The sequence below is a fragment of the Aquicella siphonis genome (genome assembly GCF_902459485.1).
GTDB classification, from domain to species: Bacteria; Pseudomonadota; Gammaproteobacteria; order DSM-16500; family DSM-16500; genus Aquicella; species Aquicella siphonis.
The window spans coordinates 1,461,982-1,483,307 of record NZ_LR699119.1 but is presented as its reverse complement, the minus strand read 5'-3'; the positions used below and the strand labels follow the sequence as shown (position 1 = coordinate 1,483,307).

At 50.0% G+C, this 21,326-nt stretch carries 17 protein-coding genes; 6 read left to right on the top strand and 11 right to left on the bottom strand.

Annotated elements, in window-relative coordinates:
* Positions 1–13 precede the first annotated feature (13 nt).
* The gene (locus AQULUS_RS06975; RefSeq protein ID WP_148339359.1) at positions 14–1,435 is read right to left on the bottom strand and encodes an APC family permease; all 1,422 of its coding nucleotides are present in this window, start codon (positions 1,433–1,435) and stop codon (positions 14–16) included.
* A 125-nt stretch (positions 1,436–1,560) separates the two neighbouring features.
* The gene (locus tag AQULUS_RS06970) at positions 1,561–1,788 is read right to left on the bottom strand and encodes a hypothetical protein (protein WP_148339358.1); all 228 of its coding nucleotides are present in this window, start codon (positions 1,786–1,788) and stop codon (positions 1,561–1,563) included.
* 183 nt (positions 1,789–1,971) lie between these two features.
* On the opposite strand from AQULUS_RS06970, the gene AQULUS_RS06965 reads away from it, so the two are divergent.
* Positions 1,972–2,832, top strand: coding sequence for a hypothetical protein (locus AQULUS_RS06965; protein ID WP_148339357.1), 861 nt, complete (start codon positions 1,972–1,974; stop codon positions 2,830–2,832).
* A gap of 124 nt (positions 2,833–2,956) precedes the next feature.
* On the opposite strand, the gene AQULUS_RS06960 is transcribed toward AQULUS_RS06965, so the two are convergent.
* From AQULUS_RS06960 to rluD, 5 genes are all read right to left on the bottom strand, one after another.
* Complete coding sequence (locus AQULUS_RS06960) at positions 2,957–6,040, bottom strand: efflux RND transporter permease subunit (protein WP_148340302.1); 3,084 nt, start codon at positions 6,038–6,040, stop codon at positions 2,957–2,959.
* On the bottom strand, positions 6,040–7,140 hold the full coding sequence (locus tag AQULUS_RS06955) for an efflux RND transporter periplasmic adaptor subunit (RefSeq protein WP_148339356.1): 1,101 nt from the start codon (positions 7,138–7,140) through the stop codon (positions 6,040–6,042). Before AQULUS_RS06955 ends, AQULUS_RS06960 begins: the two co-directional genes overlap by 1 nt.
* A gap of 166 nt (positions 7,141–7,306) precedes the next feature.
* A complete protein-coding gene (locus tag AQULUS_RS06950) occupies positions 7,307–8,671 on the bottom strand; it encodes a Do family serine endopeptidase (protein ID WP_232051851.1) in 1,365 nt (454 codons plus the stop codon).
* Between the two features lie 141 nt (positions 8,672–8,812).
* The gene (gene pgeF / locus AQULUS_RS06945; protein WP_148339355.1) at positions 8,813–9,526 is read right to left on the bottom strand and encodes a peptidoglycan editing factor PgeF; all 714 of its coding nucleotides are present in this window, start codon (positions 9,524–9,526) and stop codon (positions 8,813–8,815) included.
* Positions 9,523–10,494 carry a 23S rRNA pseudouridine(1911/1915/1917) synthase RluD gene (rluD, locus tag AQULUS_RS06940; RefSeq protein ID WP_148339354.1) on the bottom strand — a complete coding sequence of 324 codons (972 nt, stop codon included), beginning with the start codon at positions 10,492–10,494 and terminating at the stop codon, positions 9,523–9,525. The genes pgeF and rluD overlap by 4 nt, the downstream gene beginning before the upstream one ends.
* A 151-nt stretch (positions 10,495–10,645) precedes the next feature.
* Between rluD and AQULUS_RS06935 the strand changes: the two genes are divergently transcribed.
* A complete protein-coding gene (locus AQULUS_RS06935; RefSeq protein ID WP_172622770.1) occupies positions 10,646–11,431 on the top strand; it encodes an outer membrane protein assembly factor BamD in 786 nt (261 codons plus the stop codon).
* A 93-nt stretch (positions 11,432–11,524) separates the two neighbouring features.
* Here the strand turns inward: AQULUS_RS06935 and AQULUS_RS06930 are convergent, their stop codons facing one another.
* Positions 11,525–13,144, bottom strand: a complete 1,620-nt coding sequence (locus AQULUS_RS06930) for an NAD+ synthase (RefSeq protein WP_148339352.1) — start codon at positions 13,142–13,144, stop codon at positions 11,525–11,527.
* A gap of 15 nt (positions 13,145–13,159) precedes the next feature.
* Complete coding sequence (gene ygfZ, locus AQULUS_RS06925) at positions 13,160–14,056, bottom strand: CAF17-like 4Fe-4S cluster assembly/insertion protein YgfZ (RefSeq protein ID WP_148339351.1); 897 nt, start codon at positions 14,054–14,056, stop codon at positions 13,160–13,162.
* 130 nt (positions 14,057–14,186) lie between these two features.
* Between ygfZ and pncA the strand changes: the two genes are divergently transcribed.
* On the top strand, positions 14,187–14,930 hold the full coding sequence (gene pncA, locus AQULUS_RS06920; protein WP_232051850.1) for a bifunctional nicotinamidase/pyrazinamidase: 744 nt from the start codon (positions 14,187–14,189) through the stop codon (positions 14,928–14,930).
* On the opposite strand, the gene AQULUS_RS06915 is transcribed toward pncA, so the two are convergent.
* Entirely contained in the window at positions 14,905–15,567 is a 663-nt protein-coding gene (locus tag AQULUS_RS06915; RefSeq protein ID WP_172622769.1) for an HAD family hydrolase, read from the bottom strand. The genes pncA and AQULUS_RS06915 overlap by 26 nt on opposite strands.
* Positions 15,539–16,270 carry a bifunctional 2-polyprenyl-6-hydroxyphenol methylase/3-demethylubiquinol 3-O-methyltransferase UbiG gene (ubiG, locus tag AQULUS_RS06910; RefSeq protein ID WP_148339349.1) on the bottom strand — a complete coding sequence of 244 codons (732 nt, stop codon included), beginning with the start codon at positions 16,268–16,270 and terminating at the stop codon, positions 15,539–15,541. Before ubiG ends, AQULUS_RS06915 begins: the two co-directional genes overlap by 29 nt.
* A 167-nt stretch (positions 16,271–16,437) precedes the next feature.
* Between ubiG and AQULUS_RS06905 the strand changes: the two genes are divergently transcribed.
* The 3 genes from AQULUS_RS06905 (at position 16,438) to fumC (ending at position 21,278) form a co-directional block, all read left to right on the top strand.
* Entirely contained in the window at positions 16,438–17,079 is a 642-nt protein-coding gene (locus AQULUS_RS06905) for a hypothetical protein (RefSeq protein ID WP_148339348.1), read from the top strand.
* A gap of 122 nt (positions 17,080–17,201) precedes the next feature.
* Positions 17,202–19,877 carry an aminopeptidase N gene (gene pepN / locus AQULUS_RS06900; protein WP_232051849.1) on the top strand — a complete coding sequence of 892 codons (2,676 nt, stop codon included), beginning with the start codon at positions 17,202–17,204 and terminating at the stop codon, positions 19,875–19,877.
* Between the two features lie 6 nt (positions 19,878–19,883).
* A complete protein-coding gene (gene fumC / locus AQULUS_RS06895) occupies positions 19,884–21,278 on the top strand; it encodes a class II fumarate hydratase (protein ID WP_148340299.1) in 1,395 nt (464 codons plus the stop codon).
* Positions 21,279–21,326: the final 48 nt, after the last annotated feature.

Below are 21,326 nucleotides of genomic sequence, written 5' to 3'. Positions count from 1 at the left end.
CTGTCAGTATTAATCAGATACTTTCCAGTTCAGGCTCTTCCAGGGGCGGCGCTGTCAACACGGTGCTATTCTGGTACCAATAGAAAAACAGAATCGGCAACAGCATGATCCCTATGCCGCTGCAGAAGAGAATTTCATATCTTGCACTGCTGCCTATATTGATGTTATTGGGCGGGATAAATCCGACCAGGAGTGTAATGGCGCAGCCTATCAATCCCAGCAGGCAGACTATCCATGCTCCGGCTTGTTTTCCTGGTATGACAAAAGTGTCGCCGGTATAGCGCAGCTTGTGACGCAGGCGCAGACCGCTCAAGAACATGATCACATACATAAGCATATATAACTGGGTTGTCAGCGCTGTGAGCAGCCAGTATGAAGCGTTTACGCTGGGCAGGAATAGAAAGGCCAGACACACTGCGCTGACGAGCACGGCTTGAGTAATCAACAGATTTTGCGGCACGCCATGACGATTGTGTTTTTCAAAAAAAGGCGGCAGGAATCCATGACGGGCCGCTTGTCCCAGCCCTTTGACGGGTGAGATGACCCAGCTGATGACGCCGCCTAGACTTCCGATCACAAGTAATATGGTCAGCACAGGAATCAGCCACGTTAAATGATACGCAGACAGGAAGTAAGCAAATGTCTGGATGGTGCCATTCACCAGGTTGATTTTATCCGCAGGCAAAACAAACGCGATGGCGAGAGATCCCAGCATCATGGTAGCCAGAATGATCAGGCTGGAAAAGGCGAGTGCCCTGGGAAAGGTTTTTTGCGCATTATTCACGTCCTTAATGTGCACGGAAGCCAGTTCCATTCCGGCGAAGCCAAGCATCACGGCGGTGAGCGCCATCCAGTTATCCGTATGCTGCCAGCTGGGAAACAGAGTGGCGCGCGTCAGTTCAATCTGCAGCGGTTTTCCCATGGCCAGCCAGATAATTAGCAGAGAGATAATCAGGATCATGGGAATTATCAATCCAGTGACAGCGCAAAAACTTGTGAATTTGGCTGAGACACGGACACCGCGTAAGTTGACCAGTGTCAACAGCCAGAACAGGGATAAAATGATTCCGACCATATAATATTTGTTTTGCGCGAGCGCGGGATCAATCAGATAAGCCGCTGTGCCGGCAATAAAGGAGAGAATCGTTGGAAACCATACCAGGTTATTGATCCATTGCAGCCAGACAGCCAGAAATCCTATGCGTTCGCCGAATGCGAGTCGTGCCCACTGGTAGATACCGCCTTCGTCCACGTTGGCCGTGAGTTCAGCCGAAACCAGCGCGGAGGGAATGAGAAAAACAATAGCGGAAAAGACAAAGAAAAAAATCAGCGTGCTGCCAAACAGTGCAGAAGCAGGCAGATTGCGAATGCTGTCGATGGCGCCCGTGATCAACAGCGTCAGGGCGAAGGTATTCAGTTTGTTAAGTTTTGTCATGCGCTTACCAGTCATTCTGGGATGAGGATTATCATAACCTGTTCAGGTTAAGCGCACGTTAACAACTTGCCAAATTATGGCAAATTATTAACGCGCGGGGTACGGATCATTTTTATCTATTATTATCAACGGCTTGCTATATAGGCTTTAAATGCCGGCATTACAGGTTCGTACATCTGGTCAGGCCTGGGGTTAATATTGTCGGATATAACCTGGAACAGGGTACGGTAAGCATTCTGAGAAGATGCCTGTGTGGCGCAGCTTTTAGCCGGCTCGAAGCGGTTTTGTGCCGGCGATTTGGCGGCTCCCGAATTAGGGTTTGCGGATTGACGGAATAATCTCGGACCAGACATGGTGCATACCTCCTCAATTATTTAGATAAGTCTTAAACCTATAACGAATTTATCCATCTTTCAAGCTCTGTATGGCGGATGACAACAACAGGGACAAGACCAAGATTCTTAAGGTCATTTTAATGTGAATTCTATATAATGCCGGCCAGCCAAAACTATTAAAAAGCAAAAGCCGAGGAGATTATGAGCAATACCAGAAGATCAAGCGAGTCATCCATTCCATTGGCTGCAAAAGCGTCCGAGAAAGGATTTTTTCATTATTATATGAAAGCGATATTCACCGGACTCATGGTTGGCCCTGTTTCTTCAACACTGACTTTTCCGGTTGACAAAATTGCGTTTGCCTACCAGACCATGCATGGTCATGCATCACCTTCGTTTTCCCTGGCTTTGTCTACTGCCTTCAGAAAACCGTTTTCCGGTTATTTTCCAGGTATCGTCAATGCTTCCTTGAAAAACATATTCATGTTCCCGGCCAAGGCCTTCTTTGAACAACGGCTGCAAGAAATCAATCCGGATTCCGCTTTTAATCCCAAACTGGCCGGCTTTTTCGCAGGTATTTTAACCGTCTATGTGACTAGCCCTGTCTCAGTCATCAAGGCGCTGCGTTACAATAACCAGCCTGTCTCCCAGATCAGAGAGTTAGACTGGAAAGCGTTATTCCGCAGGGTGCACTCGACAGCATTGCGTGATGGCGTGCAGTTCGGCGCATTCTTCGGCATGCTTCCGATTATTTCAAGCGTCGTACCTAATCCGCTGCTGGCCGGCAGTCTTGCCGGATTTTTTGGCGCTATTTTCAGCAATCCTCTTTCTGTGATTGCCAATAACCAGAAACTGAATGGAAGCCGTTTGATACCTGAAGCGGTTTCGTTATGCCGTGAAGGTGGTCTGGCAAGGTTTTACCGCGGGTTTTTCAAGACTACAGCCTTGCGCATGGGCATCCAGGGAGCGGCGACAGGTGTCGTGATTGAGGCGGCGGAAAAAATCTACGATCATATGAAGCAGCATCAGGAATCCAAGGGAATGAAAGTTAAGCGTTCTTGATCAATGTTTTTGCCTAAATGCATCATCATGCTGCGGCAGAGGGTTTCTGCTGCGGTGTGAGCATGCAAAAAAAAACACATCTGCGTTCAGCTTGCTTTCAACAGGGTTTTATCTCGATTATTACTTACGTAGCGGCTTCCTTTATCGTATGTGTCTGGAGCTTGTCTATGGCCGCGACATGCGCAACGCGTCTGGCCAGATAGGTATACATGGTTGGAACAATAAAGAGCGTGAAACCAGTGCCTATGGTCATGCCAAACGCGATGACCAGCCCGATGTCAAAGCGGCTTGAAGCGCCGGCTCCGCTTGCCAGAATCAATGGAAATACACCTAACACCATGGCCACGGTTGTCATCAAGATGGGCCGCAGTCGCAATGTCGCGGACTTGATGATGGCATCGTGAATGCTCAAACCTTCCTGCGCCTGAAGCTGGTTTGCGAATTCAACAATCAGGATTCCATGTTTGCTGATTAAGCCAATAAGTGTGACCAGGCCGATTCCGGTATAAATATTCAATTTTGCCAGCCCAAGATGCAAAGGCAGTAACGCGCCTATGACAGACAGAGGCACGCTGATCAGAATGATAAGTGGATCGCGAAAACTTTCGAACTGGGCCGACAGGACAAGATAGATGATGATCAGCGCGAAAAAGAAGGTATATAACATGGTATTGCCTTCCTGAATCAGCTGACGAGACTGGCCGGCAAAATCATAGCTGAATCCGGCGGGAAAGATTTTCCCGGCTTCCTTTTGTAAAAAACTCAAACCTTCAGGTATGGATTTGCCCGGCATCATCATGGCGGAAAGCGTGGCCGAATTGAGCTGCTGGAAATGATACAATTCATTCGCCTGGGTTGAGGTGTTCAGTGTAACTATACTGGATAACGGTACGGAACTGCCGGTTTCCGTCGTAATATAATAATCATTGATTTTTTCCGGGTTAAAACGGTCTGTGCGGAATACCTGGGGGATGACTTCGTAACTCTGGCCATATGCGCTGAAACGGTTGGAGTAATTCCCGCCTAACAGCGCGGCGAGCGATGTCCCTACATTTTGCATGCTGATACCCATGCTGGCCGCCTTGTTATTGTCTATATGAACTTCCAGCGTGGGTTTTTCAAATTTCAGATCGGTGTCTACATAGATAAATAAACCGCTTTTCCTGGCGGATTCCATTAATTTGCTCAGGACTTGGTAGATGAGGGCGGCATCTTCCGTCGAGGTAACAACGAATTGCACTGGCAGGCCGCTCTGGTTTCCCGGCAGGGAGGGCAGGGGAAATGCCACGGCGTTCAGCCCGGCAATATTTTTAAGACGCGGCTGCAATTGCTCCAAAACGTTGGCTTGAGATTTCTTGCGCTCGTTCCAGGGTTTCAAGATCAGTCCGGAGATGGCGCTGTTGACAGATCCATTGCCGTTGACGACAAAAAAGTCCTGCGTTTCCGGAATGGATTTAAAAATCGGAGTGAGTTTGTCAGTAAATTTTTCCGTGTAATCCAGATTGGCATATTTGGGCGTTGCCATGGATAAAAACACAATGCTCTGATCTTCATCGGGCGCGAGCTCGGTGGGTGTTGTCGCGGCGACGAGCAGACAGCCCGCGAGCATCAATCCTGCAAACACGGCTGCTACCTTGCGGTATTCAAGCACGGTCCGTAACTTGCGCGCATATCTGTGTCTGAGGTTTTCAAATACGCCGTCAATATATCGGACCAAGCGTTGCTGCATCATGCTGGAGTTCAGGATTTTTGAACACATCATGGGGGAGAGCGTGAGGGCAATAATACCGGAGAGAATGACAGCAAACGCCAGTGTAAAGGCGAATTCCTTGAATAATGCGCCTGTCAGGCCTGTCATGAACCCGATGGGCGCATAAACAGCCGCCAGAGTGGTGGTCATGGAGATGATGGGCCCGGCAATTTCCCGTGCGCCGGTCAGTGCCGCTTCATAGGGGGTCAGGCCTTCCTCGATATGCCGGTAGATATTTTCCACCACGACGATGGCATCGTCCACCACAAGGCCGATGGCTATCACCATGGCGAGGAGAGTTAGCAGGTTGATGGAATAACCCATCGCATACATGAGAGAACAAACACCGATCAAGGACAAGGGGATGGTGATGACCGGTATTACAACGGCCTGAGCCGCGCCGATAAAAGCAAAGATCACCAGTATCACGATTAAGGTTGCTTCCACGATACTGGTAATGACTTCATGAATAGAGCTGCGAATATATTCCGTGCTGTCATAAACAATACGGCTTTCCAAAGCGGGAGGATAATTCTGTGCGATTTCGGGAAGCAGTTTTTTTACATCGTCGATGACGGTAAGCGGGTTTGCGGTGGGCACCGATTTGATTCCAATGAATACACCGTTTTTGCCGTTAAACTTCACCGAGGAATCTTCGTTGGCGGCTCCCAACTCAACCGTGCCTATGTCCTTGAGGCGTATCAACGCGCCATTCTGGTTTTTGATGAGGATTTCCCGGAATTGTTCAGGGTTTTCCAGGTTTGTCTTGGCATTGATGTTAAACAAGACATATTTGCCCTTTGTTTGTCCGGCCGCGGTTTGAAAATTCTGTTTTTGCAGGGCGGTGGTGACATCAGTCGCAGAGACATGCAGCGATGCCATTTTTTCAGCATTCAGCCACACACGCATGGCATAGACTTTGCCGCCCAATATTTCGGCATTGGCGACGCCGGCCACGGTTTGCAATTTGGGCTGAACCACGCGGGACAGATAATCAGTAATCTGCACATTGGACATCAGTTTGCTGCTATAGCCAATATACATCAGATCCGTATGTCCCCCGGATGATTTCTGAATGACAGGCTGATTGCTTTCCTTGGGCAGCTGGTTGCTGACCTGGGAGACTTTGGACATGATGTCGGTCATGGCGACATTGGGATCATAATTCAGGCGGATATAGGCGGTGATACTGCTTAGTCCGTCCACACTCTGTGAAGTCAGGTAGTCTATGCCGTCCGCGCTTGCAACGGACTTTTCAATGGGACTGGTGATGAATCCCTGGATCAGGTCTGAGCTTGCTCCAGGATATGCGGTCATGATGGTAATGACACTGTTTTCCATTTTTGGAAATTGACGCAATTCCAGCGTGCCCAGCGCGCGCAATCCGAATAACAGAATCATAAGGCTGACCACGCAGGCAAGCACGGGACGTTTAATAAAAAGATCTGTAAAATTCATCATGACAGTTCCACGCTGTTATCAATTACGACGCGGGTTCCATTCTGCAATTTCAGCTGTCCGGAAGTGACGACACTGTCGCCGGGCTTCAACCCTTCGAGAATGGTCGCTTCACTGTCGCGACGCTCGCCAACCTTGACATACTGACGATAGACATGCAGGTTTTTTTCATTTTTGTTATCCGATTCATTCTTAATAATGAAAACGTAATCTCCGCTCAGACTGTATGAGATGGCGGTCTGCGGTACCACCACCGGCATTTCCTTGTCTTTTTTCAGCCAGATTTTTACCAGGCCGTACATACCCGGATAAAGCTGATAATTCGGGTTGGGAATGGTGGCTTGCACCAGTACATTGCGGGAACTGGGTTCCACCTTGGAATTGATGGCTGTGATGGTGCCCTGAACCGTTTTGCCCTTTCCAAAATTCACGCTGACATCTATGTTTTGTCCCAGATATAAATCAGCCAGGTATTGTTCCGGCAGACTGAACGAAACATATAAGGGATCGAGTGACTGCAATGTCACCAGGACTGTGCCGGGCGATACATATTGCCCCAGGTTGACCTGTCTTATGCCCAGTCTGCCATCGAATGGCGCCGTGATGGTTTTTTGCTGGATTTGAGCCTGGGCAGATTCGACGCCGGCTTGTGCTCTCAATAGTTCCGCATAGCGTGAGTCCAGGGCCGCCTTCGAAGAGACGTGTTTATCAAACAGGGTTTTTTCCCGTTCATAATTGATTCGTGCCAGCTGAAGAGTGGCCTGATTGTTCTTGAGCGTCGCCTGCTCGTTATGTGAGCGCATGGAGAGGATGACGTCGCCTTTTCTGACATATTGTCCGGAATTAAACCGCAGCTCTTCAATGATACCTGCGGCTTCGGAGGAAAGATCAACGCCGTTAACGGCATTTAATGTTCCGACCGCGTTAAGGTAAGACTGCCAGGCCATGCGCTTGGCAGTGGTTTCGGAAATGGTGACCGCAGGCGGCTGATAATGCGACATATACCACATGAACAGGATTTTTTTCACACCGTAAATACCGAAGAGGATGGCGAAAAAAATGCCGGTATAAATCAGCATTTTTGACATGGGTCTGGACATGACGGAATGGCTCCTGGATTTTTATTATTACACTCAAATTCATTGTTGTGATGAGAGGCCGGACCTCAAGAAGATATGGCCGGGCTTGTCTAAAGCCCGGTGCCTGTCTTCATGCCTTCTGGTACGGTTAGCCGGACATTTTCCATTGTCCAGAGAGATTTTACAATCAGGATTCCTTGTTGATGACCAGAAATATCGCACTGGAACCGCGCAATACATTCAGCAATAATTCCTTGCCTGATTTGGCTGTTGCAGTTTTTAACTCATCAATATTGTTAATCTTATGCTGATTTACGGAAGTGATGACATCCCCGGGCCGCAAATCTGAATGCCAGGAATTGCTGTCACGTTCCACAGAGGCAACCAGCACAGCTTGTACGTTACCGTGGACCGGGCTCAGTACGCTGAAGTTTTTCAACCCCACACCATAAAGGAAGGGATCTTTTTGCGCCACGAGCAGCTTGCGTTTCTTGGAGTCAGACAAGGTCACGTTGATGGTGATAGGTTTGTTGTTGCGCAACACGCTCAGATTGACTTTTGAATCCACGCGCAGGAAGCCTATCGTATTGACCACATCGCTGGCGCTCTTGATTTCAGCGCCGTTGATGGAAGTAATAATGTCGCCTACCTGGACGCCCGCCTGTTCTGCCGGCGAATTTGGCAGGATTTGCGTTACCGCCGCGCCTTTCGCATCGTTGATGTTAAAAGCGCTCGCGAGTTCCGGCGTGATGTCTTGCGCGCCTATGCCCAGCACACCGCGCTTCACGTTGCCATATTCCAGGAGCTGCAGCATGACGCTTTTTGCCATGTTGGCCGGAATGGCGAAACCGATTCCTATGCTGCCACGATCGGGGGCGAGAATGGCTGTGTTAATGCCGACGAGCTGGCCTTGGGTGTTGATCAGCGCGCCGCCGGAGTTGCCCGGGTTGATGGGCGCGTCAGTCTGAATGAAATTTTCATAGTTTTCTATGCCCAGTGTCGTGCGGCCCAGCGCGCTGACTATACCGGAGGTCACAGTCTGGTTCAGGCCGAATGGATTACCAATGGCGGCAACGAAATCACCAACCTTGAGATCATTGGAATTACCCATCTGTATGGCGCTCAGATTTTTGGCGCTAATTTGCAGCAACGCAATATCGGACGGCTTGTCCATGCCCAATATTTTCGCGGTGTAATGATGGCCGTCACTCAGGGTAATCGTGACGGTCTGGGCATCAGCCACAACGTGTGCGTTGGTGAGGATATAGCCGTTTTTGGCATCGACAATCACACCGGATCCCACAGAAACGAATGAACCCGGATCCTGGTCATCCATGTCCTTGTTTTTGCTGCGCTGTTTTTGTAATTCCCGCAAGGTGTTGATGTCAGTGATTTTGATATCGGCTTTGATATTCACAACCGAGGGCAGTACGGTTTTCAGCATGGGGGCAAGACTGTTCTGGACGGGAATCGAGGAATACCCGGTTGTGCAAATGATCAGGGACACCAGCATGATCATCATGCTCAAGGATGCACGCGAAACTATTTTCATAAGCTATTTCCTCACATTTCTAGACCAGTCAGACTCCCTGGCACTTTCAACTCATGGAGCGGTAGGGAGTTCAATATATTATCATTAAATTTTGCCAATCCACAGATATTCCTGCGCATGACGGGTGCGGTCACGGCTGGATTATACCCGGGGATTCATCCAGATCAGGCTTGCCATACGCCCGGTATTGCCTTTATCGCGGCGATAGGAATAAAACAGGTCTGGCTGGCTGTAGGTGCAGAAGTCTCCTCCGTAAGTATTTGTTACACCTGATAAACTTAACCGCATACGTGCCAGGTCGTAGAGGTTGGCCAGCCATTTTCCAGGCGCGCAGGGCGCGAATGCGGTGGTGGAACCCGGGTGATAGCGGGTAAATGCATGGAAAACGTCCTCACCCACTTCAAACTTGCCAGGGCCTATCGCCGGGCCTAACCAAACCAGCAAATCCTGGGCGGGCTGCTGAATCGCAGCCAGGGTGGCTTCGACAATGCCTGCCGCAAGGCCGCGCCATCCCGCGTGAACCGCCGCAACCCGCGTCCCCTGTTTATTGCAAATCAGAATGGGGAGACAGTCTGCGGTCAGTATTGCACACACCTGGCCTGGTTCAAATGCAAAGGATGCATCTGCTTCACGGTCAAGGTTTTCTGGCGCGGCTGCCACCACAACGGTTCCATGTGTCTGCTTCAGCCACACTGGCGGCTGGGGAAGTTGTAACCACGTTTGTAACTGACTGCTGCCGTCCCTGCGGTCAGTCTCATTCTCCGCCTGCGCATAACGACCGGCAAAACCGCTGCGCAGGGTCGTGTATGCCATGATATTTTTTGGCGCCGGCCAATCGGGTTGTAAGTATTTCATGGGGCATTCCTGTTCAAATCTTCTCGTAATACCTGGATGAGATGATTCATGTCCTCCGGCAGATCAATTTCCCAGCGCATGAATTCTTCCGTGTCCGGATGGGTCAATCCCAGCGCGAATGCGTGCAGCGCCTGGCGTTTGAATTGCCTCAAGGCGGTGATGAGTTGTTCGGACAGTCCTTTCGCAAGCTGAATACGGCCGCCGTAGACAGCGTCACCTACAATGGGGTGACGAATATAGGCCATGTGAACACGAATCTGATGGGTGCGCCCTGTTTCCAGGCGGATTTTCAATCGAGTGTGCGCCCTGAATTTTTCAGCAATCCGGTAATGGGTGACGGCGGACTTTCCGGTGTCAATAACAGCCATGCGCTTGCGTTGCAGGGGATGCCGGTCGATCGGGGCGTCGACGCTGCCGCCGCTGATCATGGTGCCATAAACGATGGCCTGATATTCACGCAGCAAGCTGCGCTTTTTTAATTGCAGTGACAAATGTTTCAGCGCGGCGGCTGTTTTCGCTATGATCAGCAGTCCCGAGGTATCCTTGTCCAGGCGGTGGAGAATGCCGGCTCGGGGCAGGGCTTGCAGCGCGGGATCATGATGCAGCAACGCGTTCATCAGGGTGCGGTCTTGATTGCCGGCGCCGGGATGGACAACCAGACCCGCCGGCTTGTTGACAAGAATCAGTGCGTCATCTTCATGCACGATATTCAGGGGAATGGGCTGAGCCTCCCAGTGCGGCCGCGTAATAACAGGGATTTCGGCGGTGACGGTTTCGCCGCCTTTGATTCTGGTTTTGCCTTTCGCCGCAAGACCGTTGATCAGAATGGAACCGCTGTCCAGCCAATCCTTGATTTGCGTGCGGGAATATTCCGGCATGAGTCTGGCCAATGCCTGGTCTAATCGTTCGTCAGCATGGATATCCGGAATAATGAAAGTGTGCCGTTTTTTTTGTGAATCGGTATTCATAGTCGGTGAATGATGACAGAATTTAGTTTACAATGCACCTCCCAAGACGCTATTAAAAATTGCCGAGAATGTGACTATGCGTGCCGCGCTTTTGCGGGAGGGTGTCTGGCTCCCATTTTTACTACCGTTTTTTAAACTGGGTATGGATTATATGAAGAATAAAATAAAATTATTATGCGCTGCTGTTTTGATGACAGGCGCCCTGTCTGCCTGCTCAACTTCTACCACCGATCCCGCGGATGCCTATAAAGGCGAGTCAGCCAGGGAGATATACGCCAAAGGGAAGTCTGCCTTGCAGGATAAAAGTTATAGTGAAGCAATCAAACGTTTTGAAGCGCTGGATGTGCAGTATCCTTATGGCGCGGAGACCGAGTCAGCGCAGCTATACATTATTTATGCTTATTACATGAAAGAAGAATACTCGCTGGCGGTGGCGGCGGCGGAGCGTTTTATCCGCATCCATCCCGCAAGTCCCAATGTGGATTATGCGTATTATATGCGCGGCATTTCGGATTATTATCAGAATATGGGGATTCTGGAACGCATGTTCCTGATTGACCTGGCGACACGCGACCTGACGCAAATTCAAAAATCCTACAGTGACTTCAACGAGCTGGTGGTGCGCTTTCCCACAAGCAAATACACACCATCCGCGCATCAATACATGGTGTATCTGCGTAATGTGCTGGCTAATCACGAATTGCGGGTCGGAGAATATTACTACAATCGTCGCGCTTATGCTGCTTCCGCCAATCGCGCGAGTGGTTTGGTGGCAAGATTCCAGGGTGCGCCGGCTGTTGTCGATGGTCTGGTGTTGATGGTCAAGTCCTACCGCAAGCTGGGCCTTACCAAGCAGGAACAGGATGCCTTGTCAGTATTGAAATACAATTATCCGAACGTGACAGTCGATTATGATTCGGACTACGTGTTGAGCTGAAATTCTGGTACGGATGAACACTCTCGAGGAAAGCCGTTTCAAGGCTGACCAGAAACTGCCTCTAAGAGAGGTTTTGTACTTTTGAGACGGCTTCTATCCTTTGAAGCCGTTTGTAACCGGATAGCGCCAGTCCTTGCCGAAAGATTTGTGATTGATCCGCGGTCCAATGGCAGCCTGCCTGCGCTTGTATTCATTTTTTTTAATCATGGCTACAACTTGATGGACGGTGCGGCTGTCAAACCCCTGGTCAATGATTTCTTCCAGACTTTGCGACTGGTTTAAATAACATTCGAGAATCCGATCTAATACCGGGTAAGGAGGCAAGGTGTCTTCATCTTTCTGGTCCGGCGCCAGTTCCGCTGTGGGCGGTCTTTCCAGTGTGCGTGCGGGGATCACAGGGTGTTGCTGGTTGCGATATGCGGCAAGCTTGTATACCAGCGTCTTGGGTACGTCTTTTAATACGGCGAATCCGCCTGCCATGTCGCCATAAAGCGTGCAATAACCCACTGCGATTTCACTGCGGTTGCCTGTGGTCAATACCAGATGCCCGTGTTTGTTGGATAAAGCCATCAGAATGACGGCACGGCAGCGTGCCTGGATATTTTCTTCGGTGATATCCGGTTTCTTGTCCGCGAAACTTTGCGAGAGCGAAGCAAGAAAAGATTCGTAGACAGATTCAATGGACAGGGTTTCAGAAGAAACGCCCAGGTTATTGATGAGCGTCAGAGAGTCTTCCGTGCTGATCTTCGAAGTGTAACGTGACGGCATCATGACAGCATGAACGCGTTCCTTGCCCAGTGCATCGACTGCGACAGCGAGTGTCAAGGCGGAATCTATGCCTCCGGAAACGCCAACCAGGACGCCGTTAAAATGATTTTTGTTAACATAATCGCGCACACCCAATACCAGGGCTTGATAGACGCGCTCTTCATGAGAGCTGATAGAGATTTTTGATGCGCTAACTTGCGGTGCCGCGTCCAGCGTCAGATCGACCGGCAGCAAAGTCTCATTAAAAAAGCCGGCAAACTGGCATAGATGTCCCTGGGCGTTTATCACCATGGAGCCGCCGTCAAAAATGAGATCATCTTGCCCGCCCACCTGATTGACATACACGATGGGCAGCCTGTGCTGTGCGGCGCGCTTTCCCATCACGGCAACGCGTTGTTCATGCTTGTCGATTTCAAATGGGGAAGCATTGGGCGAAATGATGATTTGCGCTCCCTGTGTGGCCGCATCCTGTACCGGACCGATTTTCCACAAATCTTCGCAGATAACCAGACCTGCGGAAATTCCCTCTACTGTCTGTACGCAGGTCCGGGTTCCTGGCGTGAAATACCGGCATTCATCAAAAACACCATAGTTGGGCAGTCGCTGCTTATCGTACCGGCTGAGTATCCTGCCGTTAAAAATCAGCGAGCATGAGTTGAAAAGACGGTGATGATCTGTGTAGGGGTGGCCGACTAGACAATATATGTTTTTGACGGTGGCCTTGATTTGATGCAAGGCTTTTCTGGCATCGTCTATAAATGCTTTCCTCAGGAGCAGGTCCTCGCAGGGATAACCGATCAGGCTAAGCTCGGGAAAAACAATCATGTCTGCAGAAAGCTTGTCGCGCGCGTCATGAGCGGCGCGCACATGCTTTTCCAGGTTGCCGGAGATATCACCCACGGTTAAATTAAGCTGGGCAAGCACTATACGAATTTTTTTTGACATTGATTTTCTCGCTTTTCAATAGGATGTTGACGGATGCGGACTGGATCCATGCAGAATGGTCAAAATGGATTTGTCATCATCGTCCAGGCAAAATTGCTCGTCGGGATGGGTTTTGTCACTCGCGCTCACCAAAACCAGAGTGGGATGAGCGGGGCCGCCTTTGCAGGCATCGATGACCATTCCGCACACGCGCCGTTCGCCGTGATGAACCCTATAGATATCTGAACCAGGTATCGGAAGATTGATGGTATTGGAACCCGCTTGGTATAAATGTGTTTTGAGTTTGCCTCTGTAATGCATGCGAGCAATGACTTCCTGGCCGGTATAGCAGCCTTTCGCGAGGCTGATGGCGTTCAATTCAACAAGATTAATTTCGTGCGGCAGGATTTTACCCGAGGTTTCCGGATAGATGGAGGGTAATCCATCCAGAATGGCCAGACGTTTCCATTCCTCGAGGCTGCCGTGAGCTGACTGGCCATGCCGGTGTAAAAACTCTGAGATGGCCGCCCGTTCACCCGCAATGATATGACGTGATGACTGTCCGGGGAGGGAGGCCCGCAATAAATGAGTGCCTGACAGGTCCGCGGGCAATTCGCCTTGCAGGCCGACGGCGCGCCAGCCGCTGCCGGCGTCTTTTAGCGCGACTTTGAAAAATACGGCGTATTTTTTCAATGCCTGGATGGCGATGGAGATCATGTTTGCAGGCATGAATAAATAAAAGGTTCCCTCATGAGAGAATAACTGAAACAGGCTGATGATGCGTCCTTGCGGATTGCAGTGCGCGCCCATGCGGTACGCCGTAGCGGAGGCCTGCATGACATCGCAAGTCAGCTGACCCTGCAGGAATTTGGCTGCATCTGTTCCGCTGACTTCGATGAATCCCGAATCGGTAAGGTCAAACAACATGGTCATCTTATCTCAGGGGCTGAAAATGGTTTAAAATAACATGTCAGTCATGCGGCCGGCTCAGGGACAGGCCTGTTTAACTGGTATCAAAGTATAAATAAAAGCGTTTGAATGTGCCATGGGCGCGCGCCAATACATGCAGCCGTATCACGTTGAGGTTGATATTCCCCATGAACCTCTATATTTTGTCGCGATCAATCAGTGTGATGAGGGTGGTGCAATGACGGGGAAAAAAGCATTAATAATGGTCGACTTACAAAATGATTTTTGCATGGGCGGGAACCTGGCCGTGCCGGGCGGCGATGAAGTCATTCCGTTGGCCAATCAGCTTCAACCTTATTTTGACCTGATTATTGCCACGCAAGACTGGCATCCGCATGATCACATGAGTTTTGCTGCCAACCATCCTGGCCGCGCAGTCGGGGAAGTGATACAGGTAGAGGAGCTTGTGCAAGTGCTCTGGCCTGTTCATTGCGTGCAAGACACCAAGGGCGCCGAATTTCACCCCGGCCTGGATTTACATCGGGTAAATAAAATCATTCACAAGGGAGTGAATAAGCACATCGATAGCTATAGCGCTTTTTTTGATAATGCTCACTTGCGTTCTACAGGATTGAGCGATTATCTGCGTGACGAGCAGGTGAATGATGTTTACATTATGGGGTTGGCAACGGATTATTGTGTTAAATATTCTTCCCTGGATGCCGTTCATGAGGGGTTTAAGGTAACCGTGATCCAGGATGCCTGCCGCGGCGTGGAATTAAGCCAGGGCGATGTGCGTGCGGCGCTCGCGGCAATGCGCGACGCAGGTGTAACGCTGGTTGCTTGCGCGGATATATTCAACAGCAGCACGGCTAGAATTTCGAAAGCCAGTCGATGATTTCCATGGGGTTTTGTATATAGCCATCTGCATGCCATGAGAAAGGATCTTCGTGGGCGTGTATGTAACCATACAAAGCCACGAGAGACCTGGCACCTGCTGCCTTGCTTGCCATCACATCGGTGGCTGCGTCACCTACATAGAGGCAATGATCAGGTGTTTGCTTGAGCAGCTCACATGCGTAGCGTATGGGTTCAGGGTCCGGCTTGTATGTCGGCAGGGAATCCCCACAGATGATGCACCCCGGCCGATGATCAAACCGCAGCGCTTTTAATAAGGCCAGGGTATGCCGCGTCATCTTGTTGGTGACTATGCCCCACGGAAGACCGTTCTCATCCAGATGTTCCAGCACCTTTTCGATGTCTGGAAAAAAGCGGGTTGAATCCGCCAGATGATTATCATAAAGAGCTAGAAAATGTTCTCGTAACGTATTGAACCGGCTATCCGTTTCATTGATTCCCAGAGCTTGCTTCACCATGGCTCTGGAACCCAGGCTTACAATGGGTTTGATTTCTGCAAGCGGCATTTCCGGCAGGTTATTTTCAGTGCGCAAGCGGTTCAGGGCGTAAACCAGATCCGGCACAGTGTCCAGCAGGGTGCCATCCAGGTCAAAAAGTACGGCGCGTATGGTGTTCATCTTGGATTGTTCTCGTGGCATGAAGCAGGTAATTCACGGAAATGTCCGTGGTCATCCTGAATGTTTTTGAAAAAGGCTGATAGGCGATGCCTTTTGTATCCCGCGGTGTCAATCCGGCTTTCCTGCACCAGGCGCTTAATTCGGAAGGCCGAATGAATTTGGCATAATCGTGTGTATTTCTAGGCAGAATGTTAAGCAGGTATTCAGCGCCCAGAATGGCAAACAAGTAAGCTTTGGGGTTGCGATTCAAGGTGGAAAAGAAAACATGACCTCCAGGCTTCACCAGCTTCGCGCAGGCATGGACTACGGATAACGGATCGGGAACATGCTCAAGCATTTCTAGACAAGTCACCACATCGTAAGCGGCTGGACGCTCGGCGGCGATGATTTCGGCTGGTTGGTGCAGATATTCCACTTTTGTCCCGGATTCATGCTGATGGAGTTTTGCGACATCAATCACAGACTTATTCATGTCAATGCCGGTGACGTCCGCCCCCTTGAGCGCCAGGCTTTCGGATAGAATCCCCCCGCCGCAGCCTATGTCGATGACGCTTTTTCCGGACAGATTTACTTTTTCAGTTATATATCCAAGTCTTAGAGGGTTTATCTGATGCAGGGTCTTAAGTTTCCCCTCCGCATCCCACCAATGTGCCGCCAGGGAAGCGAATTTAGCTAATTCTTGAGGGTCGAAATTATGTTTCATGGCAAATACCGCATGCGGTTATCCGATATGTGTGGCCTATTTTGCGTGATCTTGGCAGTATGATCAATTAAATCATTCTGATGCCCAAAGTTCTACCTTGCCCCGACTCTGTCTTGTGTTTATTATCTAGATCATCAACTGCATCATGTGAAAAGGACTTTATATATATGCACCGGGATTTCTGGGCCTTTCTGGCTCTTACTATGTTGGCAGCCGGCACTGCGGCGGCGGAATATGGCTCTATCGACGTCCACCGGGGTGTGCGCCAGGGTGAATACATGATGCGGGCGGATAATGCTTCAGACCAAAACAAACACAAGCCCATGATAGAAGGCAAGACGGCGAGCGGAGAAGCTGAAACGACTATCGTGGACGAATATGGCAATCTTCAGGTTGCGCCTGCTGCTCCTAAGGCTGCTCAAGATTCAAAGACTAGCGCCATTCCGGCCAAACCGGCCGCAGGCACGATGCCAACGCCAGGGCTTCCGGCTTCCGGAGTGCCGTCTTTATCCTCGCCAGCTGCTGGTTCCGCTACACAACCCGCTACCCAGCCGGGAATACAACCCGCTACCCAGCCGGGAATACAACCCGCTACCCAGCCGGGAATACAACCCGCAGCCCAGCCGGGAATACAACCCGCAGCCCAGCCGGGAATACAACCCGCTACCCAGCCGGGTAACAATGAAGTCACGGGTACCCTGGTTCAGCCTGCGCCGCCAGTGGTGACGCCTGTGCAGCCGGGTATAGTAAACGGCATGCCTGGGCCAAATGAAAATACCAATCCTTCATCGCTGGCACCGGTACGATAACAGCGCTGACATTTCGTGGTGCGTGTGATTTTTAATCATACGTGAGACAAGTTACTAAGATCATGGACAAAATCCTGTGCCGCGTTAATATAACGCCCTTTAAGCCTGATAAGGAGATGAGCATGTCTGAGTCGGCGGTAATGAACCAATCCACCAGTGAGCCGCAGCCAATATATTTGAAAGATTATCAGGTTCCGGTGTATCTGATTGATGAAATTGATCTTCACTTTGATCTTTTCGATGATTATACCTTGGTTAAATCGCATCTGAGACTGCGCCATAACCGCCTGAGTGATAGTAAATCGAAAACGCTGGTTTTAAATGGCGTGGATTTGCAGCTTGAATCCATCAAGCTGGACGGCAGGCTTTTGTCTGAAACGGACTACCAGTTATCAGATCAGGCACTGGTTTTGCAGGATATGCCGGATAATTTTGACCTCGAAGTGGTGACCAGGATTTTTCCGCACAAAAATACGGCATTGAGCGGGTTGTACCGCTCAGCCGGAACCTATTGCACACAATGCGAAGCAGAGGGGTTTCGCAGGATTACTTACTTCCAGGACAAGCCGGATGTGCTGTCCCGTTATACAACGACCATTACGGCAGAGGAATCACGGTTTCCGATTTTACTCTCTAATGGTAACCCTGTGGAGTCCGGGAAGCTGGAAAACGGCCGGCATTGGGTGAAATGGGAGGATCCTTTTAACAAGCCCAGTTACCTGTTTGCTCTTGTGGCTGGCGATTTTGATTTGCTGGAAGATAAATTCGTGACCATGTCCGGCCGTGAAATCACCTTGCGCATTTATGTGGAAAAAGGCTATGGCGATCAGGCTGATCACGCCATGTATTCTTTGAAACAAGCCATGCGCTGGGATGAAAAAGCCTATGGGCGTGAATATGATCTGGATATCTACATGATTGTCGCTATAGGCGACTTCAACATGGGAGCCATGGAAAACAAAGGGCTTAACATATTCAACACAAAATACGTTCTTGCCAAGCCTGAAACGGCCACCGATGATGATTACATACATATTCTCTCTGTCATTGGGCATGAATATTTTCATAACTGGAGCGGCAACCGCGTGACTTGCCGCGACTGGTTTCAATTGAGTCTCAAGGAAGGCTTGACCATCTTCCGTGACCAGACCTTTTCTGAAGACATGCTTTCGCCCGCGGTGATGCGCATTCGAGAAGTAAACGGTTTGCGTGAAGTGCAGTTTCCTGAAGATGCCGGCCCGTTGTCTCACCCGGTGCGTCCGGATTCGTATATTGAAATCAATAACTTTTATACCGCGACGGTTTATAATAAAGGCGCTGAAATCTTGCGCATGATGCAAACGATTTTGGGCAAGACTTTGTTCCGCAAGGGCATGGATTTATATTTCGCCCGGCATGATGGTCAGGCTGTCACCATCGAGGATTATGTCAAGGCGATGGAAGATGTTTCAGGCATTGATCTCAGGCAGTTTCGAACCTGGTATACCCAGGCAGGTACGCCTGTCTTGAAGGTGGAAGATGATTATGATGCGGAAAACCGCGTCTACCGTTTGACTGTTACGCAGCAAACACTGCCCACGCCAGACCAGCCGGTCAAAAAAGCTTTGCACATCCCGATTCGCATGGGTCTGCTTGATCAGCAGGGGCGGCCTTTGCCTTTGTCGCTTGATAACGGGCAGCCTGTTACTGACACTGTATTGCATTTGACTTCCACATCGCAGGTGTTTCAGTTTGATAATATTCCCTGCGCGCCGATTCCGTCCCTGCTCAGGAATTTTTCCGCGCCAGTGAAACTGGAATTGGGATACTCAGACCAGGATCTGCAGTTTTTATTTAAACATGACACGGATGCGTTTAATCGCTGGGAGGCTGGCCAGAAATACGCCCTGCGCCTGATGCTGGGACTGGTTCGTGATCATCAGCATGACAAAGGGTTGGCCTTGCCGGATGAATACCCGGACATGTTTGGCCATGTCTTGCGCCAAGAACAGGAAGACAAGTTCCTGCTGGCTGAAATGCTGATGCTGCCATCCGAAAAGTATATTGGTGAACAGATGGAAGTGATTGATGTGGATGTCATTCACACAGTCCGTGAATATGTCTTGCATGAAATCGCGCAGCGCCTGCAGAAAGTTTTTCTGGAAACCTACCAGCATAACCATGATGTTTCCGGTCTTTATCAATTCAGCATGGCGGATATTGGCAGACGCCAATTAAAAAATCGCTGCCTGTCTTATCTGATGTTATTGCCCGGGTATGAAGAAATCGGTTTGCAGCAATTTGAAGTGTCGCTAAAGAAGAATATGACGGATGCGCAGGCGGCGCTTGTCGCGCTGGCGAACCGGAATATTCCCGCGCGGACTGCGGCACTGGATAGTTTTTATCAGACCTGGAAGCATGACGCGCTGGTTGTGGATAAATGGCTGGCAATCCAGGCTGCGTCCAAACTGCCTGATACCTTGCATGTGATCAGAAAACTCATGCGGCATGAAGCGTTTGATCTTAAAAATCCCAACAAAGTCTATGCCTTGATTGGTACATTCGGCCAGCGCAATGCGGTGAACTTTCATTCCAAAAACGGCGAGGGATATGCGTTTCTCCGCGAAATGGTACACCAGCTGGACAAACTGAATCCGCAGGTCGCATCCAGAATGGTAAAACCTTTGACGGCCTGGAAACGTTATGATAAAGAACGGCAGGAATTAATGCGGGAACAGTTGGAATTGCTTCTGCACGAAAACAAAAAATTATCCAGGGATTTATTCGAGGTTGTGACAAAAAGTCTTAAAGAGGTTTAAGCTATGATGAAAGATAAACGTTTGGAATCCGATAGTATGGGAACTATCGAAGTTCCCGCGCACGGTTATTGGGGCGCGCAAACCCAGCGTTCGATCGAGCATTTTGCCATAGGCAAGGATCACATGCCGAAAGAACTCATACATGCGTTCGGCATTTTGAAAAAAGCGGCTGCGATGACCAATTACGAACTGGGTCTCATGAAGAAGGAAATGATGGAGTGGATAGTCAAGGCCGCGGATGAAGTCATTTCCGGCAGGCTGGATGATCATTTTCCCTTGAAAATATGGCAGACGGGCAGCGGTACGCAAACCAACATGAATGTTAATGAAGTGATCAGTAACCGGGCCATTGAAATCGCTGGCGGTGTTTTGGGCAGTAAAAATCCTATCCATCCCAATGACCATGTCAATCAGTCACAGTCATCGAATGACACATTCCCCACTGCCATGCATATCGCCGCGGCGATGTCGGTCATGAACACATTGCTGCCCGCCATCAAGGAATTGCGTGATGGGCTTGCGGAAAAGCAGAAACAATTCGCTCACATCGTCAAGACGGGCCGCACGCACTTGCAAGATGCGGTGCCGCTGACTTTGGGGCAGGAGTTTTCTGGTTATGTCGCGCAGCTGGATGCGGCCATGGAAAATATTAAAAAGACTCTTCCGGGGCTTTATGAGCTGGCGATAGGAGGTACTGCGGTGGGGACGGGATTGAATACGCATCCACAGTTTGCCGAGATGGCGGCTGCCAAAATCGCCGAACTGACACAGCTTCCCTTTATATCTGCGCCTAACAAATTCGCTGCGTTGGCGGCGCATGACGCGTTTGTCTTTGCCAGCGGCGCACTGAAAACACTTGCTTGCGCGTTAATGAAAATCGCTAATGATATTCGCTGGCTGGGTTCGGGCCCTCGCTGCGGTCTGGGCGAGCTGATTCTGCCAGCTAATGAGCCGGGTTCTTCCATTATGCCAGGCAAGGTGAATCCTACCCAGTCTGAAGCGATGACCATGGTTTGCGTGCAAGTCATGGGTAATGATGCCGCAATTGGCTTTGCTGATTCCCAGGGTAATTTTGAATTGAATGTATTCAAGCCGGTCATTATTCATAATTTCATGAATTCCCTGCATTTATTGGCAGATTCGGCGCGCATGTTCAATAAATATTGTGTGAAGGACCTGGCGGCTGATGAAAGGGCTATTAATGAATCCGTCCATCATTCCTTGATGCTGGTGACGGCGCTGGCACCGCGCATTGGTTATGACAAGGCCGCGCAAATTGCTCATAAGGCATGGCATGACGGAACATCGTTATTAGACGCCACGCTCGCTTTGGGTTACCTGACTGAAAATGAGTTCAGAGAATTGGTGCGTCCGGAATTGATGATAGGGCCCAAGAGCTGAAGCCGTTGAACTCCCGGCCTGGCGTCAAACGCCGCCGGGAGCGCAGAG

What these genes read in the sequence shown, in the direction of transcription:
- AQULUS_RS06975 (WP_148339359.1), bottom strand. Translation starts at nt 1,435, where the DNA reads ATGACAAAACTTAACAAACTGAATACCTTCGCCCTGACGCTGTTGATC.
- AQULUS_RS06970 (WP_148339358.1), bottom strand. Translation starts at nt 1,788, where the DNA reads ATGTCTGGTCCGAGATTATTCCGTCAATCCGCAAACCCTAATTCGGGA.
- AQULUS_RS06965 (WP_148339357.1), top strand. Translation starts at nt 1,972, where the DNA reads ATGAGCAATACCAGAAGATCAAGCGAGTCATCCATTCCATTGGCTGCA.
- AQULUS_RS06960 (WP_148340302.1), bottom strand. Translation starts at nt 6,040, where the DNA reads ATGAATTTTACAGATCTTTTTATTAAACGTCCCGTGCTTGCCTGCGTG.
- AQULUS_RS06955 (WP_148339356.1), bottom strand. Translation starts at nt 7,140, where the DNA reads ATGTCCAGACCCATGTCAAAAATGCTGATTTATACCGGCATTTTTTTC.
- AQULUS_RS06950 (WP_232051851.1), bottom strand. Translation starts at nt 8,671, where the DNA reads ATGAAAATAGTTTCGCGTGCATCCTTGAGCATGATGATCATGCTGGTG.
- pgeF (WP_148339355.1), bottom strand. Translation starts at nt 9,526, where the DNA reads ATGAAATACTTACAACCCGATTGGCCGGCGCCAAAAAATATCATGGCA.
- rluD (WP_148339354.1), bottom strand. Translation starts at nt 10,494, where the DNA reads ATGAATACCGATTCACAAAAAAAACGGCACACTTTCATTATTCCGGAT.
- AQULUS_RS06935 (WP_172622770.1), top strand. Translation starts at nt 10,646, where the DNA reads ATGAAGAATAAAATAAAATTATTATGCGCTGCTGTTTTGATGACAGGC.
- AQULUS_RS06930 (WP_148339352.1), bottom strand. Translation starts at nt 13,144, where the DNA reads ATGTCAAAAAAAATTCGTATAGTGCTTGCCCAGCTTAATTTAACCGTG.
- ygfZ (WP_148339351.1), bottom strand. Translation starts at nt 14,056, where the DNA reads ATGACCATGTTGTTTGACCTTACCGATTCGGGATTCATCGAAGTCAGC.
- pncA (WP_232051850.1), top strand. Translation starts at nt 14,187, where the DNA reads ATGCAGCCGTATCACGTTGAGGTTGATATTCCCCATGAACCTCTATAT.
- AQULUS_RS06915 (WP_172622769.1), bottom strand. Translation starts at nt 15,567, where the DNA reads ATGAACACCATACGCGCCGTACTTTTTGACCTGGATGGCACCCTGCTG.
- ubiG (WP_148339349.1), bottom strand. Translation starts at nt 16,270, where the DNA reads ATGAAACATAATTTCGACCCTCAAGAATTAGCTAAATTCGCTTCCCTG.
- AQULUS_RS06905 (WP_148339348.1), top strand. Translation starts at nt 16,438, where the DNA reads ATGCACCGGGATTTCTGGGCCTTTCTGGCTCTTACTATGTTGGCAGCC.
- pepN (WP_232051849.1), top strand. Translation starts at nt 17,202, where the DNA reads ATGTCTGAGTCGGCGGTAATGAACCAATCCACCAGTGAGCCGCAGCCA.
- fumC (WP_148340299.1), top strand. Translation starts at nt 19,884, where the DNA reads ATGAAAGATAAACGTTTGGAATCCGATAGTATGGGAACTATCGAAGTT.